We start from the raw sequence: 14,831 nt of genomic DNA on the forward strand, positions 1-14,831 counted from the left end.
GTCACACTCCATCCGGCGATGTTGTTGCTGCCGCAGCCGTCATCGCCACAGGTTTCATGCGGTTGACGGTACGCTCACGGTAGAGCGTATAGAGCCCGCTGCCAATGACGATGATGGAACCGATGATCATCGGGAGATCTGGAAGATCGCCGAAGAACAGGAAGCCGAGGACGATTGCCCAGATCAAACTGGTATAGCGGAAGGGCGCAACGAATGAAATCTCGCCCTCGCGCATAGCGAGGATAATGAAATGATACGCAACGATCACGCAGCAAGCCGCGAGTGTCAGGAGCAGCGTATTTGTCAATGTCATCGGCGTCCAACCTCCCAGCGGGCCGATCATTGCCACGCCAGCGAGGGAAACGCCCACCGAAGTCAACGCGGAAATCATCAAAACGGGAATGGCTTTCGGCACCTTGCGGGTGGCGAGATCGCGGAGCGCAGCGAAGATGACAGTGATGACGACCAAGAAAATATAGGGGCTTACACCATCATTGCCGGGCCGTACGATGATGAGGACTCCTGTAAAGCCAACGGCGATCGCAACCCAGCGCCGCCAGCCCACGGGCTCGCCGAAGAACATAGCTGCTCCCATGGTTACCACAAGAGGCAGCGCCTGCAGAATTGCTGACGTCAAGGCGAGAGGGACGTGGACAAGGGCGACAAGAAAGCTGACTGTCCCAACCACTTCGCCAATGACCCGCAGAACGGTCATTCTATGCAGGGCCTGGCGGAGAGGTATCAGCATTCCATTGTGCCAGGCGAGCGCAATGATCAGTATGGTGGCGATCGATCCGCGCACCAGCATGACCTGACCCATATTCATATGCTCGGCGACGAATTTCACCGTCGCATCATTAAACGTGAAGCTGGCCATGCCAATGGCCATATACAAACTGCCACGCAGATTGGGAGATAGCGCCAAAATTGTCATTTCCGAATGAGTGAGCGATTCTCCTCCAGAATCGCTAAATTGATATATCAGCCTGCGCTCCTGAGCGCATTCGGAATATTTGAGAAGCTCGCGGGAGGATCTTAACCGCCGGTGACACTCATATGCCGGGAGACGGCCGGGCGATTGTGGCGGCGATCGATGATGAAATCATGCCCCTTGGGCTTGCGCCCAATGGCCTCATCGATCGCATTGTTCAGAAGCGCATTGCCTTCGGAAGCCCGAAGAGGCTCGCGCAGATCAGCAGCATCTTCCTGGCCGAGGCACATGTAAAGCGTGCCGGTGCAGGTGAGGCGAACCCGGTTGCAACTCTCGCAGAAATTGTGGGTCATCGGCGTGATAAAGCCGATACGGCCGCCGGTTTCCCTGACCTCGACATAACGGGCAGGGCCGCCTGTCTTGTAGGGGATATCCTCCAGGGTAAATTCCTCGCTGAGCTTGGCGCGCAGCAATGAGAGCGGCAAATACTGGTCGGTGCGGTCGAGATCGATTTCGCCCATCGGCATTGTTTCGATCAGCGTCAGGTCCATGCCTCGCCCATGCGCCCATCGGATCATTTGCGGAATTTCGTGATCGTTGAAACCCTTGAGGGCAACTGCATTCAGCTTGATTTTCAGGCCGGCATCCTGCGCAGCGTCGATGCCTTCCATGACACGGTTCAGATCGCCCCAACGCGTGATGGCACGGAATTTTTCAGGGTCCAGCGTGTCGAGTGATACATTGATGCGCTTGACGCCGTGGTCGGCCAGCTCGTGCGCATACCGTGCCAATTGCGAGCCGTTGGTGGTAAGCGTCAGCTCTTCAAGAGCGCCGGATTGCAAATGACGGGAGAGTTCGCCAATCAGATGCATGATATTCTTGCGCACAAGCGGTTCACCGCCGGTAAGACGCAGTTTTTTCACGCCTTTTTCAATGAATGCTGTGCAAACACGGTCGAGCTCTTCGAGCGTCAGGAGGTCCTTTTTCGGCAAGAATGTCATGTGTTCCGACATGCAGTAGGTGCAGCGGAAATCACAGCGATCCGTTACCGATACGCGCAGATAGCTTATCGTACGCCCGAATGGGTCTATCATCGGTGCTTGACGTTCCGTCCTATCGATCAATGCAAATTGGTCCAAGGCTTCCTCCTGCAAAAGAGATAGGGTGCCAGCAGCCGCTTGTCCAGTCACGGGACGGTGCATGCGTTTACACCTTCTGGCATTTGTGCGCTTGCAGGCTTCATTTGCGGTGCTTACAGAGGAGCAGAACAAGGATTATACATCATGACCAATGCTTGGCCGAAAGAATTGCGTGTAAGCAAGGATCGCCGGTCGCTAACGATCACCTTTGACGACGGCGAAAGCTATAATTTGACGGCGGAGCTTCTACGGGTAGCGTCGCCATCGGCGGAAGTTCAGGGGCATTCACCCGAACAGCGCGTCACTGTGCCCGGGAAGGTGAATGTCGAAATTGCCAAGATGGAGCCTGTTGGCAATTATGCAGTGCGCATCATCTTTGATGACATGCACGACACGGGGCTGTTCAGCTGGGATTATCTGATGGATCTTGGCCGCAACAGGGATGAACGCTGGCAGGCATATCTCGATGAACTCGCCGAAAAGGGGCTGAGCCGCGAGCCCTTCACTCCACGGCGCTCCCACTAGAGCAAATTTTGTCTTTCTGGAGCCAGTTCTATCTCAGAACTATGACTTTTGTGCCAATGTCGACATTGGCGTAGAGATGCTTGACATCGTCATTGGCCATTCGGATGCAGCGGGATGACATGGCCTGACCAATCGTCCAGCGTTGATTGATGTGCAGGCTTTCCGGCCAGGAATATTTTTCTGATAGTTTGATCTTGTGCACGTGCAGGCATAGTCAAAGAGGATACGATTTATACTGTTGCGCATAGCAAAAGCAGGAGGAAAAACTTGTTCACCGTGTCCCCATTCGATCCAGCGAGTCGATTCTTCTGTAACGCTATTGGAAGATTTTTAAAATAACTCGGTGGGTCAACGAGTTCTCTTGTAGATCAACATGATAATCAATGTGTATCGCGATTGATGTGTCGAAATCGGCACACAGCTTAAAATTGTGCTCCTGGATAATAATCAATCGGGGGCGGGGCATTGTTAAAAGAATCTAAATAGGATGCGATGAAACTGGCCGAACACCAAATCAATGGCCCATGTTCACCCGTGGGCATGACAGTACCATCCGGGCGGACATCATGAATTCCTTTTCAAAAAAGCGTGCGATTTTTCTGGCTGCATTGTTATCGGCGACGGCAGTCTCGATTTCGCAGGCCTCGGCAGCAAACAATCTGATGGAATTGCTGTTCGGTAACCGCCGCGTGGAGTCCAAGCCTGTCGGTCCTTCCAGACCCGGCGAGGGCATTGACGAACAGTCAGCGTCTGTCAGACGCCCGTCAGCGCCGATCAAGCGCGTCACTGTGACTGCGCCGACGAATTACGATTACAAGCCCGAAGCGCTCGTTCAGATTGACTTTTCCAGGGTCGATCCTCAGCTGACTGCCTCCGCGGATCATGACACCGTAGCGCCGCCACAGATGGAACAATTCGGTCTCAAAATAGATCACTTAAAAGACGCGCATGTGCAGGCGGAAAAACAGATCGCCGACGCCATCGTTTCCTATTACGCCACGAAACAGCAGCCGATCTGGACCGCATCATATGATGTGACCTCAAAAGCCAAGGCTGTTCTGGCGCTCTTCGCCAAGGCTGGCGAAGATGGCCTTGATCCTCAGGATTACGCCGTCAAGGTGCCGGGCGATGATTATGACCGTGCCAATATTCCAGCACGGCTGAAGGAACTCTCCGAGTTCGAATTGACGCTGTCGGCGCGCGCGCTGCGGTATGCGATGGATCAGGGTGAGGGCCGTATCAATCCAAATCGTCTGAGCGGGTTCCACGATATCGCGGTTGGCCGCGTCCGTCCACGCGAGGTAATTGATCAGCTCGCTTCTTCAAGCGACCCGAGCGCCACGCTTGTTGCCTTTGCGCCTCAAAGCAAATGGTATGCCGAATTGAAGCAGAGCCTGGACAAGATCGGCGATGCCAAAGAGCCCACTGTGCGCGTTGCTCCGGGTACCCTGATAAGGCCGGGCGAAGTAAATCCGGAAATTCGCAATGTCGTAGCCCTGATCAAGGCAAAAGCCCCCGAAGACTATCTGGCAAAGCACGAGGCTGTGCTGCTATCGCACGAAAATACCGACGTCTATGACGAGAGCCTCGTCGAAGCCATCAAGGAATTCCAAAAAGGACAGGGGCGCAAACCCGATGGCATCATCGGCAGCAGCACCATCAATACGCTTCAGGCAGAAACGACCTCATCCAAGCGCGATCGAATTCTCTATTCGATGGAACGCTTGCGCTGGCTGCCGCATGATTTCGGCACGCGCTACGTCTTCATCAATCAGCCAGCGTACCGTGCTCAGTATTTCGATGACAACACCGAAAAGCTGGCGATGAACATCGTAGTCGGGTCACCGACGAACCAGACCTACTTCTTCCATGACACGATCGAAACCGTTGTCTTCAATCCATCTTGGGGCGTGCCACGGTCGATCATTCTCAATGAGATGATGCCGAAAATTCTCAACAACCCATCCTATCTCGAGAATAGCGGTTATGAAGTCTATGACAAATCCGGGCGCGTCATCCCTTCAAGCGCGGTGAATTGGTCACAAGTTGCCGCCAGTGGCGGTGGCGTCGGCATTCGTCAAAAACCGAGCCTCGACAATGCATTGGGTGAGCTGAAAATTCTGTTCCCGAACAGCCACGACATCTACATGCATGACACACCGGCGAAATCCTATTTCAAGCGGGACATGCGGGCATTGAGCCACGGCTGTATCCGGCTGGAACGACCACGTGATATGGCCGCCGCCGTGCTTGGTGTTCCGGTCGAAGACCTGAAGCAATATTTCGGCAAGAATGAGCGCAGCGTCAGGGTGAAGGACCAACTGCCCGTTTACGTGTCCTATTTCACCGCTTGGCCCGATGCCGCCACCGGCGAAATCCAATTCTACAACGATGTCTACGAGCGCGATGCCTACCTCGCAAAGGCATTCGCGAAAACGCGGGCCGTCCGTCAGGCCGCTGAGGTTGCCCAGACTGCAGGGCTCTGAAGTCCGCTGCTCTAGCTCCTGGGCTCTATTTCGAATGGGGGCAGGCTCTGAAATGCAAGTTTCAAGGCCTGCGACCAACCCTCCGAAATGATCTCGTAATAGGGATCGTGGCGTTCGATCCGCTTTTCGAATCCGAGCTTGAAGCTGTCGGATTCATAGAATTGCAGGTCAAGCGGCAGCCCTACCGACAGGTTGGACTTCAATGTTGAATCGAATGATACCAGCAACAGCTTGGTCGCTTCTTCGAATGTCATCGCCGGATCGTAGGACCGTACAATAATCGGCTTGCCGTATTTGTGCTCGCCGATCTGGAAAAAAGGCGTGTCGGGCGTGGACTCGATGAAATTGCCTTCCGGGTAGATCAGGAACAGACGGGGATCCCCGCCTTTGATCTGGCCCCCGAGGATAATCGACGCTCCGAACGAATCCGCGCGTTGCCCCCCGGAATCCACCTCGTCGATGACATGTCTTATCGTATCGCCGACGAGCCGCGCGGTCTGGAACATCGATGGCATATCGTAGATCGATGGCGACCGTTCAGAGGGTGTCTTGGTACGCTCATTCAAAATACTGATGACGGCCTGCGTGGTTGCAAGGTTACCAGCGGATAGCAGCGTGATTACGCGATCGCCTGTTTTGGCCCAGGTGTACATTTTCTTGAACGTCGAGATGTTGTCGACGCCAGCATTGGTCCTTGTGTCAGACATGAACACAAGACCACGGTCCAGTTTGAGGCCTACACAGTAGGTCATAGCGAATCCCGAATTCCGATTCCGAATGAATTTTGAGATTACTGCTCCACATTGACCTCGACGGCAAGTGATTCGATGCCTGGTCCAAAGCGTATTCCGGAAATCGGGGCTGCTTCGCGGTAGTCGAGGCCGCATGCTACGCGGACATAGCCTTCATTCGGGCAAATATCGTTGGCTGCATCGAATCCGACCCAGCCGAGCCCCTCGATGTGGGCTTCGGCCCAGGCATGGCTTGCCGTCTGTTCGATCGTATTGTTGAGCATCAGATAGCCAGATACATACCGTGCCGGAATATTCAGGACGCGTGCGACCGACAAAAAGATGTGTGTGTGGTCCTGACAGACGCCTTTACCATTCAAAAGCGCTTCCTCGGCCGTCGTGGCCACATTGGTCGATCCTGGTATATAGGCCACTCTCTGGTGCAATAGTCCCATCAATTCATGCATGATCGCAAGTTTGTCGGTCCTGATTTGAAGGCCGGCCGCCAATTCGCGAATCGCCTCTCCGGGCTTTGTCAGCTCGGTCTCCCGCTCATAGAGCCAGATCGGCATGAAGTTATAGACCTTGCCGAGAACGCCCGTGCGATCCTCGGTTTCAACTTGGCCTGAAGCGCGGATGACGAGCTCCTCGACGTTGCGTTCAAGGCTTATCAAGGTCGTGCGATTGCCATAACCGTCGCGATAGTTCGCCTCCTGCGTTGCCCCTTTCACCGTCACCGTCCAATCGATAACCTTTTGCCCTGGGCTGCTCTGTGGATGCAGGCGCAAACGCAGTACCGAATAATGCACCGGGGAGTCATAACGATAGTTGGAATTGTGATGAATGTTCAAAAGCATGGGCTTCAATCGAAGTTGTAGGCCGCAGCAATTTTGCTGCTCAAGCTGTTCGTTTGATAGATGAGATCGCTCAGAAATTCATGAAGACCGTTGTCAAAGATGGTCCGGATATCATTGTTTTCCAGGCGGATCATTATACTTTCCGACATGTCATGGCATTCGTGCCGCTTGCCATAATCGCTGGCAAGGTATTTCAGATTATCCACGATGTTCGAATAACAGAAATTGAGCGATCGCGGCATTCTGGAGTTGAGGATCAGATAGTCTGCAATATTTACGGGATTGTATTCCACGTCATAGACCCAGCGATAGGAGCGGTGCGCTGAAACGGAGCGCAAGATTGACTCCCACTGAAAGTTGTCGAGTGTCGTGCCAACATACGAGATCGACGGCAGCAGGACGTAATATTTGACATCGAGAATGCGAGCGGTGTTGTCCGCCCGCTCGATAAACGTCCCGATGCGTGCAAAATTGAAAATCTCGTTGCGCAGCATCGTTCCGTGGAAAGCGCCGCGGATGATCGCGGTTTCACGCTTGATCTGGTCGAGCACACGCGGAAGATCGGTCTCGGGGACAGCCTGTGCCAGCGTGGATTTGAGGATCATCCACGTCTCGTTCACACTTTCCCAGGCCTCGCGCGTCAGTGCCGTGCGCACCATGCGCGCGTTTGAGCGAGCTGTCTCGACGCACGACATGACGCTCGACGGGTTTCCGGGATCGCGCAGCAGGAAATCAGACACCAGGCTGGCATTGTATTCGTTGTACTTGTTGTCGTACCCGATTTTTACACCGGCGCTCATCAGAACCGAGGACCATTCTTCCGGTGCATCGGAAGTCTTCGTCAGAGCCATGCGCAAACCGGCATCGATCAGGCGAGCCATATTCTCTGCCCGCTCAATATAGCGGAACATCCAGTAGAGACCATTTGCGGTTCGGCCAAGAAGCATTTTTCGGTGTTATCCCTCTTTGTCTCTGGAACCGTCTTTGGCGGCCCTCATCCCCTCAGAACAAGTCTAATCGTCCAGCACCCACGTGTCCTTCGTGCCTCCGCCCTGACTGGAATTGACGACAAGCGAACCTTCTTTCAAGGCAACGCGTGTCAGCCCGCCAGGCGTGATGCGAATGCGATCGGAAACAAGAACAAAGGGCCGCAGGTCCACGTGCCGTGGCGCCAGGCCCTTTTCAGTCATGATCGGGGTCGTCGAAAGTGCCAGGGTCGGCTGGGCGATATAGTTCTTGGGGTTGGCCTTCAGCTTGAGTGCGAAAGCCTCGCACTCCTTCTTCGAAGCGGCAGGACCCACCAGCATGCCATAACCGCCTGAACCGTGGACTTCCTTGACGACGAGATCGGCGAGGTTTTCGAGCACGTATTTGAGTGTGTCCGGCTCGGAGCAGCGATGGGTTGGAACATTCTCCAAAATCGCCTTGCGGCCAGTATAGAACTCGACGATTTCGGGCATGTAGGAATAGAGCGCCTTGTCGTCGGCAATTCCCGTTCCAGGGGCGTTGGCGATTGTGATGTTGCCCGACCGGTAGACATCCATGATACCGGCGACGCCCAGTGCCGAGTCACGGCGGAAGGTGAGGGGATCGAGGAAAGAATCATCGACCCGGCGATAGAGAACGTCGATCGCGCGATTGCCCTCGGTGGTCCGCATGACCACCTTGCCGTTTTCCACTTTCAGATCGCTGCCCTCGACGAGCTCGACACCCATCTGATCCGCGAGGAATGCATGCTCGAAATAGGCCGAGTTGTAGATGCCCGGCGTAAGAACAGCGATTGTCGGTGTCCCTTTGCATCCGGGCGGTGCAACTGCTGCAAGCGATTGGCGCAGCAGCTTCGGGTATGTTTCGACGGGGCGAACCTTGATCTGCTGAAACAGTTCCGGAAACAACTGCATCATCGTTTCGCGGTTCTCCAGCATGTACGAAACACCGGACGGTGTGCGCGCATTGTCTTCAAGCACATAGAACTGGTTTTCTTCAGTTCTTACGATATCGACGCCGATAATATGCGTATAGACGTTGCCGGGCGGACGGAACCCGACCATTTCAGGTAGATAGGCATCGTTGTGGGTGAATAATTCTCGCGGAATGCGCCCCGCACGAATGATTTCCTGACGGTGGTAGATATCATCGAGAAACGCATTGAGGGCCATAACACGCTGCTCAATGCCTTGCGACAGGCGGCGCCATTCATTGCCGGTGATAATACGGGGAATGATGTCGAATGGAATGAGCCGTTCGGCTGCTTCTTCGTCGCCATAGACTGCGAAGGTAATCCCGGTCTTGCGAAATACATTTTCCGCATCCAGCGCCTTCTGCGCCAATCGCTCGGGGTTCTGGGTATCAAGCCAGCATTTCAGCTGTTCGTATGGCAGGCGCACATCACCGCCGGTTTTGATCATCTCATCAAATGGCTTCACTAATACCCCCTTTATATAAGTGTCATTCAAGCGGGTTCAGCAAAAAAAGCAAGCACATTCCATCGTTTAAGCGTGCACACTTTACTCCAGCACAAAAATTAGGCAGCCAAGACGGGATTGAGGCAAGCGCAATACGATTCCGGTTATGGCGTAGGCGCTAAACAATAAGAAGCCCGGATAAGGATCCAGGCTTCTTGGATTCGGCAGGTATCGGTGAAGACTTACCGGTAGGGTGAATAGCACTGCCGGCGCGGGCCACCATAGGGTTGATAGGTGTTGTCATAGGCCCGGTAGGACCGGTAACGATTGTAGCACCATTCCGTATGTGAACTGCCGGTGCGGTATACGGGAGCTGACTGGCTGATCGCATTACCGATGATCAATCCACCCGCGAATGCTGCGAGCGGGAACCAAGCGTCATTATAGTAGCGATAGCCGGGACGGTAATAACGGTAGCCGCGATATCCATTATAGTAATTGTTTCCATAGTAGCCGTCACCGCGCCAGCCACGATAACCGCGCCAGCCGCGATCGCCGCGCCAGTTCCCGTCGCCGCGCCAGCCTCGATCGCCGCGCCAGCCGCGATCGCCGCGCCATTCACGATTGTAGCGGGGCATGCGCCTGAGGACGCGATTGTCCTCATTGACCAACTGAATATTGCTGGGCGTTTCAACGGAAAGCAGTGCCAACGGTGCCGAATAACCGGGCACCGTTCCGGCAGACATCGTACTGACCGACATTGCGAGGGCTGCCAGTACCGAGGTGAGCTTTCTCATATTTCCTCCTGAAATCCGAGGCTTTATGCCTCGCATTTATGTAAGAGCAAAGAAAAGTCTGATGGTAAGCCAAATTGGCGTAGCATCAATCGACAGAGTAACGTGCGATTCTCGCTTTTGTTCCAGATCACCTTTGAGTTACTTGATTCCATCAAGCATTAACGGCACCGATCAGATCGTCCGCAAGTTCGACTTTCAATTCACGATAGTGTGAGATGATCCGGCTTGGATCGTAAGTCGCAACTGGATGGTCCGAATAGCCGAAATCGACGGCGACGACAGGAATTCCCGCGGCTTTCGCTGTATCGATATCGGTGCGGCTGTCGCCAATCATGACCGCGCGTTCCGGATCACCGCCGGCTTTCCTGATTGTTTCAATCAAATGACGGGGGTCGGGTTTGCGAAATGCGAACGTATCCGAGCCGCAGATTGCGCTGAATCGCGATGACTGGCCAAGCCCGCTCAACAGGTTGACAGAAAGTGCTTCAAACTTGTTGGTACATACCGCCAACAGATAGCCGGCGCCTGAGAGGTCTTCCATCGCCTTCTCGGCGCCTTCGTAGAGCGCCGAATGGCCGGGCATATGGGCGCTGTAATGTGCAATGAAGACGTCGACCAGCCAATCGAGCTGTTCCGGACTGAGAAGCTTCTGCTGTGCCTCAAAGGCACGTTCGATCATCACGCGCCCGCCTTGCCCGACATAGCGGCGCAGCGTGACGGGATCGACCTTTTGCATCCCGGCCTCGCTGAGGCAGTGATTGAGACTATCGAGAAGATCGGGTGCGGTATCCACCAAAGTTCCATCGAGATCAAAAACAACGATTGGTTGCGACATTTGTTTTCCTGTGACGTGGCGAAATTAATTCGCCAATTTTGTGGTGGGCACCCTTACACTCAAGTATAAGGCTGGCTGTAAAACAAGCAACGAGCCTTGACCCGATAGCCTGACGTGTTAGGAGCCCAGTGTCACGTCAAACCGATGTCGAGTCAAAGCTACAAGAGGGCGCACCACGAATGGATGCCAGGACATTGAAAATCAAAGCAGCTGGTGAAGCGCTGACCTATGTCAGGGATGGAATGCGCCTTGGAATTGGAACGGGTTCGACAGCCGAAGAGTTTGTGCGGCTCCTTGCGGCAAAAGTCGCATCCGGATTGAATGTTATTGGCGTGCCAACCTCCGAGCGCACTGCCGCGCTTTGCCGTGAACTTGGCGTCAAGCTCACCACTCTCGAGGATACGCCGGCACTTGATCTGACGATCGATGGTGCGGATGAAGTTGGCCCGGAACTCGCGCTTATCAAAGGCGGCGGCGGGGCTTTGCTGCGTGAAAAGATCGTTGCGGCCGCGTCGACAGAGATGATTGTAATTGCGGACGAATCAAAGCTTGTGGAAACGCTTGGCGCCTTTCCGCTCCCCATCGAGGTTAACCGATTTGGTCTTGCAGCCACCACATTGGCGATCGAACTTGCGGCTTCCAGACTTGATCTTTCAGGTACACTTACATTGAGGATGACGGGAGCAGAACCATTTGTTACAGACGGCGGGCATTTGATCCTGGATGCATCTTTTGGCCGCATTCCGGATACAAGAGCGTTATCGGCCGCTCTGCACGCCATTCCTGGTGTCGTGGAGCACGGACTTTTTTTGGATCTGGCGCGTGTGGCCATTCTGGCCGGTAGCGACGGTATCCGGACATTACTGCGCCGCGCGCCCGGTTCGGACGCATAAGGACGTAGCAACAAATTAAAATGGCGCATGATCCTTTGCAAAATCAAAGACGATTTTTGGGTCATGCGCGGCAACGAAAACGGAGCGATAAATTCATGAACCGAGCATCTGGCTTTCGCCGCTTGATTGCACCCCTGTCTGTTGCGATCATGCTTGGCGGTCTTTGCACTGCACAAGCGCAGGAAATTACCCCCTCGCATCTGGCGGCGGCCCGCGCTGCCGTTTCCGCAATCAAGACCACGGACATGTTCGACACCATCCTGCCTGACGCTGCGCGCGGGCTGAAGAGTGAATTGATTCAGAAAGATCCGAATCTCGAATCCGTTATCAGCACTGCCGTTGACGAGCAGGCACTGGCGCTTGCATCGCGTCGTGCCGATCTTGAAAACGAAGCTGCCCGCGCCTACGCCGTTTCGTTCACCGAAGAAGAGCTTAACGCCATCACGGGCTTCTACACATCTCCCGCAGGAAAAAAGCTGCTGTCGGAAGGCCCGATCGTGACGCGTGAAGTAAACAAGGCTGCAACGATCTGGGGGCGCGGTATCGCCCGGGATCTGGCGCAGGCCGTTGCCGAGAAGATCGCAGCCACCGCCGCGGCGACGGCGCCGGCCACGCCTGAGGCACCAGCCAAGCCGAAACCCTGATTGCTGCATGGATACAAAATCTGCAAAGCCCGGTCTCTAGCCGGGCTTTGTTCTTTTAAGCCGCCACGATACAACCCATATGCAATGACCTGTCGACCAGATTCGGAGTGTTACCATGACAAGCTATGACTACGACCTATTCGTCATCGGAGGCGGATCGGGTGGCGTACGAGCGGGTCGGCTTGCCGGCGCCATGGGAAAAAAAGTCGGGCTCGCCGAAGAATACCGGATGGGGGGGACCTGTGTCATTCGCGGCTGCGTTCCAAAGAAGCTCTTCGTTTACGCTTCCCAATTTCCGGAACATTTCGAAGCTGCCGCCGGATACGGCTGGAGCGTTGGGGCGACTACGTTCGATTGGCCCACACTGGTCGCCAACAAAGACCGCGAAATTGCGCGGCTGGAAGGGCTCTACCGAAGCGGGCTCGATAACTCAAATGTCGAGATTTTCGACAGCAGAGCCGTGTTGATCGACGACCATACGATTGAAATCCTCAAGACCGGCAACCGGTTCAGTGCCGATCAAATTCTTGTCGCTACCGGCGGCCACCCCAATCCGCATGTGGCTTTGCCCGGGCATGAGCTATGCATCAGCTCGAACGAGGCTTTTCACCTCGAGGAACTGCCGAAAGCCATTGTGATCGAAGGCGGGGGCTACATCGCGGTGGAGTTCGCGAACATATTCCATGGTCTCGGGGTTGAAACCACGCTCGTCTACCGTGGTAAAGAAATTCTTTCACGGTTTGATCATGATTTGCGGCAATTGCTGCATGCGTCCATGGTTGCCAAAGGCATTCGCATCCGCTGTGTTGAAGTTATCAAAGAGGTGAAACGGCCGGACAACGGGCGTCTTACCGTTCGTCTGTCAGCAGGCGATGAGCTTGTGGCAGACCAGGTAATGCTTGCGATCGGACGCGTGCCCAATACAAAAACGCTCGGACTCGAAGCGGCGGGCGTCGAGGTCGACGAGATTGGCGCGATCAAGGTTGATGCATATTCGCGTACCACCAAGGGAAATATCTGGGCAGTCGGGGATGTGACGAACCGCGTTCAGCTGACGCCCGTCGCCATCCATGAGGCGATGTGTTTTCTTGAGACGGCGTTCAAGAATAATCCCACCAGGCCCGACCACCGGCAGATCGCCACCGCTGTTTTCTCGCAACCGGAAATCGGTACGGTGGGCCTCAGCGAAGAGGAAGCGGGCAAGCAGTTCAAGGAGCTTGAAGTCTATCGCGCCTTGTTCCGTCCAATGCGCAATACGCTTTCCGGGGCCAAGGACAAGATGCTGACCAAGCTCATTGTCGATGCTGCCAGTCGAAAGGTCGTTGGCGCGCATATATTGGGACCCGACGCCGGCGAGATGGCGCAGCTTCTGGCCATTCCAATCAAGGCGGGTTGCACCAAGGATGATTTCGACCGGACCATGGCCGTGCACCCGACAGCATCGGAAGAACTGGTGACGATGTATAAGCCGAGCTACCGCATCGTGGATTGCCAGCGCATGGACTGATACGTTGCCTAGGCGGCCTGTGCTATCCGGCGCGGCGCCGCATTTTCGGGAATTTTGGCGTGCAGCAGCCAGTTGGTGACTGCAGGCCATAATTTTCCGGCCTGGTGCTTCCGGAAAAAGCCCAAATGCCCGATCTGGGTGTCGGCGGATTGGCCCGGCGAAAACCACATTTCGTGAACCGGCGCATTGCCGAAGCGCGAGAGCAGATCGTTCACCGCTCTTCGCGTGCCCCAGACATCGTCGGTTATTCCGACCGAAAGGAGCGGGATCGCAACCGATTGGAAATGTCTTGCTTCGGGAACTGCCGGATCGGCGAAGAGGAAATTCGGATTGCGGCACCACCGCGCCCAATCGCGAAAGATGGTTCCCGGAACGGCCTCGCCCAATCCTCCCCACCTTGGCAGTTTGCCGAAGGGGATGGTGAGAGGCACGCCGAGAAGATTCATCTTGGCATACATCGCGCAGGGTTGGGCCGTGTTGCGGTAGTAGCCGGAGAGCGAGGCAAGCATCGTGTAACGTTCGAACTCCGAAGCACGATTGCTGAGGCCAAGGGCAACGCCACCATAGGAGTGGCCAATGCCGACAAGCGGGCGGGGTCCTGCAATGCGCTTCAATTCGTCCAGGGCAGCCGGGAAGTCGAGTACACCCCAGTCCTTCAGGTTGAGCCGCGCCTTCCAATTTCGGGGCACGGCCGATTTTGCGACACCGCGATAGTCATATGTCAGCACATACGATGCGCCCAATTCTACCAGACGGCCGGCAAAATGCCGGTAAATCGTGTCCGGAACCGCCGCAGCAGATGAAATAAGGATGGCTGGGCCGTCGCCGGTCCCTTCAAACAGACTTCCATGCAGCGGAAAACCATCCGCTGCTTCAAATATGATGTCGCGCAATCGATCCTCCCAGATCTTACCTTAACGTTAACGTAATTCAAATTGATGTAGCGGGCAACGACGAAAATGCTTTGCCGTCACAATCCTTAACGGGACTGGTGCAAACGATGTAATTGGACTATATGAGCGCCTTCCGGCATGACCGGAGAAACCCCGAACAATCGCTACCAATATGGAAAGCAAATAAC

The 14,831-nt window shown here is 54.9% G+C and carries 15 protein-coding genes; 5 read left to right on the forward strand and 10 right to left on the reverse strand.

Annotated elements, in window-relative coordinates; all coding sequences use genetic code 11:
• Window position 1 precedes the first annotated feature (1 nt).
• On the reverse strand, window positions 2-925 hold the full coding sequence (locus CU103_RS05465; RefSeq protein WP_162707062.1) for a DMT family transporter: 924 nt from the start codon (window positions 923-925) through the stop codon (window positions 2-4).
• A 110-nt stretch (window positions 926-1,035) separates the two neighbouring features.
• The gene (moaA, locus tag CU103_RS05470) at window positions 1,036-2,025 is read right to left on the reverse strand and encodes a GTP 3',8-cyclase MoaA (protein ID WP_106663311.1); all 990 of its coding nucleotides are present in this window, start codon (window positions 2,023-2,025) and stop codon (window positions 1,036-1,038) included.
• Window positions 2,026-2,214: 189 nt separating this feature from the next.
• On the opposite strand from moaA, the gene CU103_RS05475 reads away from it, so the two are divergent.
• A complete protein-coding gene (locus tag CU103_RS05475) occupies window positions 2,215-2,595 on the forward strand; it encodes a gamma-butyrobetaine hydroxylase family protein (protein WP_106662921.1) in 381 nt (126 codons plus the stop codon).
• Window positions 2,596-2,623: 28 nt separating this feature from the next.
• Here the strand turns inward: CU103_RS05475 and CU103_RS05480 are convergent, their stop codons facing one another.
• The gene (locus CU103_RS05480) at window positions 2,624-2,797 is read right to left on the reverse strand and encodes a L,D-transpeptidase (RefSeq protein WP_425350566.1); all 174 of its coding nucleotides are present in this window, start codon (window positions 2,795-2,797) and stop codon (window positions 2,624-2,626) included.
• Between the two features lie 364 nt (window positions 2,798-3,161).
• Here CU103_RS05480 and CU103_RS05485 point away from each other — a divergent pair, with 364 nt between their 5' ends.
• Window positions 3,162-5,081 carry a L,D-transpeptidase family protein gene (locus CU103_RS05485; protein WP_106663312.1) on the forward strand — a complete coding sequence of 640 codons (1,920 nt, stop codon included), beginning with the start codon at window positions 3,162-3,164 and terminating at the stop codon, window positions 5,079-5,081.
• Between the two features lie 11 nt (window positions 5,082-5,092).
• Here CU103_RS05485 and CU103_RS05490 read toward each other — a convergent pair whose 3' ends face one another.
• From CU103_RS05490 to CU103_RS05515, 6 genes are all read right to left on the reverse strand, one after another.
• Window positions 5,093-5,833, reverse strand: a complete 741-nt coding sequence (locus tag CU103_RS05490) for a proteasome-type protease (RefSeq protein WP_106662922.1) — start codon at window positions 5,831-5,833, stop codon at window positions 5,093-5,095.
• Window positions 5,834-5,871: 38 nt separating this feature from the next.
• On the reverse strand, window positions 5,872-6,669 hold the full coding sequence (locus tag CU103_RS05495; protein ID WP_106662923.1) for a transglutaminase family protein: 798 nt from the start codon (window positions 6,667-6,669) through the stop codon (window positions 5,872-5,874).
• A gap of 5 nt (window positions 6,670-6,674) precedes the next feature.
• A complete protein-coding gene (locus tag CU103_RS05500; protein WP_106662924.1) occupies window positions 6,675-7,616 on the reverse strand; it encodes an alpha-E domain-containing protein in 942 nt (313 codons plus the stop codon).
• 66 nt (window positions 7,617-7,682) lie between these two features.
• Window positions 7,683-9,095: a circularly permuted type 2 ATP-grasp protein gene (locus CU103_RS05505; RefSeq protein ID WP_106662925.1), complete on the reverse strand. Its 1,413-nt coding sequence runs from the start codon at window positions 9,093-9,095 to the stop codon at window positions 7,683-7,685.
• 221 nt (window positions 9,096-9,316) lie between these two features.
• Window positions 9,317-9,871: a BA14K family protein gene (locus CU103_RS05510; RefSeq protein WP_106662926.1), complete on the reverse strand. Its 555-nt coding sequence runs from the start codon at window positions 9,869-9,871 to the stop codon at window positions 9,317-9,319.
• A gap of 151 nt (window positions 9,872-10,022) precedes the next feature.
• A complete protein-coding gene (locus CU103_RS05515) occupies window positions 10,023-10,706 on the reverse strand; it encodes an HAD family hydrolase (RefSeq protein ID WP_106662927.1) in 684 nt (227 codons plus the stop codon).
• A gap of 179 nt (window positions 10,707-10,885) precedes the next feature.
• On the opposite strand from CU103_RS05515, the gene rpiA reads away from it, so the two are divergent.
• The 3 genes from rpiA (at window position 10,886) to gor (ending at window position 13,750) form a co-directional block, all read left to right on the forward strand.
• On the forward strand, window positions 10,886-11,599 hold the full coding sequence (rpiA, locus tag CU103_RS05520) for a ribose-5-phosphate isomerase RpiA (RefSeq protein WP_106662928.1): 714 nt from the start codon (window positions 10,886-10,888) through the stop codon (window positions 11,597-11,599).
• Between the two features lie 95 nt (window positions 11,600-11,694).
• Entirely contained in the window at window positions 11,695-12,243 is a 549-nt protein-coding gene (locus tag CU103_RS05525) for a DUF2059 domain-containing protein (protein WP_106662929.1), read from the forward strand.
• A 115-nt stretch (window positions 12,244-12,358) separates the two neighbouring features.
• A complete protein-coding gene (gene gor / locus CU103_RS05530; RefSeq protein ID WP_106662930.1) occupies window positions 12,359-13,750 on the forward strand; it encodes a glutathione-disulfide reductase in 1,392 nt (463 codons plus the stop codon).
• An 8-nt stretch (window positions 13,751-13,758) separates the two neighbouring features.
• Here the strand turns inward: gor and CU103_RS05535 are convergent, their stop codons facing one another.
• A complete protein-coding gene (locus CU103_RS05535) occupies window positions 13,759-14,643 on the reverse strand; it encodes an alpha/beta hydrolase family protein (RefSeq protein ID WP_106662931.1) in 885 nt (294 codons plus the stop codon).
• Between the last annotated feature and the right edge of the window lie 188 nt (window positions 14,644-14,831).

The sequence above is a fragment of the Phyllobacterium sophorae genome (assembly GCF_003010965.1).
In the GTDB taxonomy this organism is placed as follows: Bacteria; Pseudomonadota; Alphaproteobacteria; order Rhizobiales; family Rhizobiaceae; genus Phyllobacterium; species Phyllobacterium sophorae.

What these genes read in the sequence shown, in the direction of transcription:
- moaA (WP_106663311.1), bottom strand. Translation starts at nt 2,025, where the DNA reads ATGATAGACCCATTCGGGCGTACGATAAGCTATCTGCGCGTATCGGTA.
- CU103_RS05475 (WP_106662921.1), top strand. Translation starts at nt 2,215, where the DNA reads ATGACCAATGCTTGGCCGAAAGAATTGCGTGTAAGCAAGGATCGCCGG.
- CU103_RS05485 (WP_106663312.1), top strand. Translation starts at nt 3,162, where the DNA reads ATGAATTCCTTTTCAAAAAAGCGTGCGATTTTTCTGGCTGCATTGTTA.
- CU103_RS05490 (WP_106662922.1), bottom strand. Translation starts at nt 5,833, where the DNA reads ATGACCTACTGTGTAGGCCTCAAACTGGACCGTGGTCTTGTGTTCATG.
- CU103_RS05495 (WP_106662923.1), bottom strand. Translation starts at nt 6,669, where the DNA reads ATGCTTTTGAACATTCATCACAATTCCAACTATCGTTATGACTCCCCG.
- CU103_RS05500 (WP_106662924.1), bottom strand. Translation starts at nt 7,616, where the DNA reads ATGCTTCTTGGCCGAACCGCAAATGGTCTCTACTGGATGTTCCGCTAT.
- CU103_RS05510 (WP_106662926.1), bottom strand. Translation starts at nt 9,871, where the DNA reads ATGAGAAAGCTCACCTCGGTACTGGCAGCCCTCGCAATGTCGGTCAGT.
- CU103_RS05515 (WP_106662927.1), bottom strand. Translation starts at nt 10,706, where the DNA reads ATGTCGCAACCAATCGTTGTTTTTGATCTCGATGGAACTTTGGTGGAT.
- rpiA (WP_106662928.1), top strand. Translation starts at nt 10,886, where the DNA reads ATGGATGCCAGGACATTGAAAATCAAAGCAGCTGGTGAAGCGCTGACC.
- CU103_RS05525 (WP_106662929.1), top strand. Translation starts at nt 11,695, where the DNA reads ATGAACCGAGCATCTGGCTTTCGCCGCTTGATTGCACCCCTGTCTGTT.
- gor (WP_106662930.1), top strand. Translation starts at nt 12,359, where the DNA reads ATGACAAGCTATGACTACGACCTATTCGTCATCGGAGGCGGATCGGGT.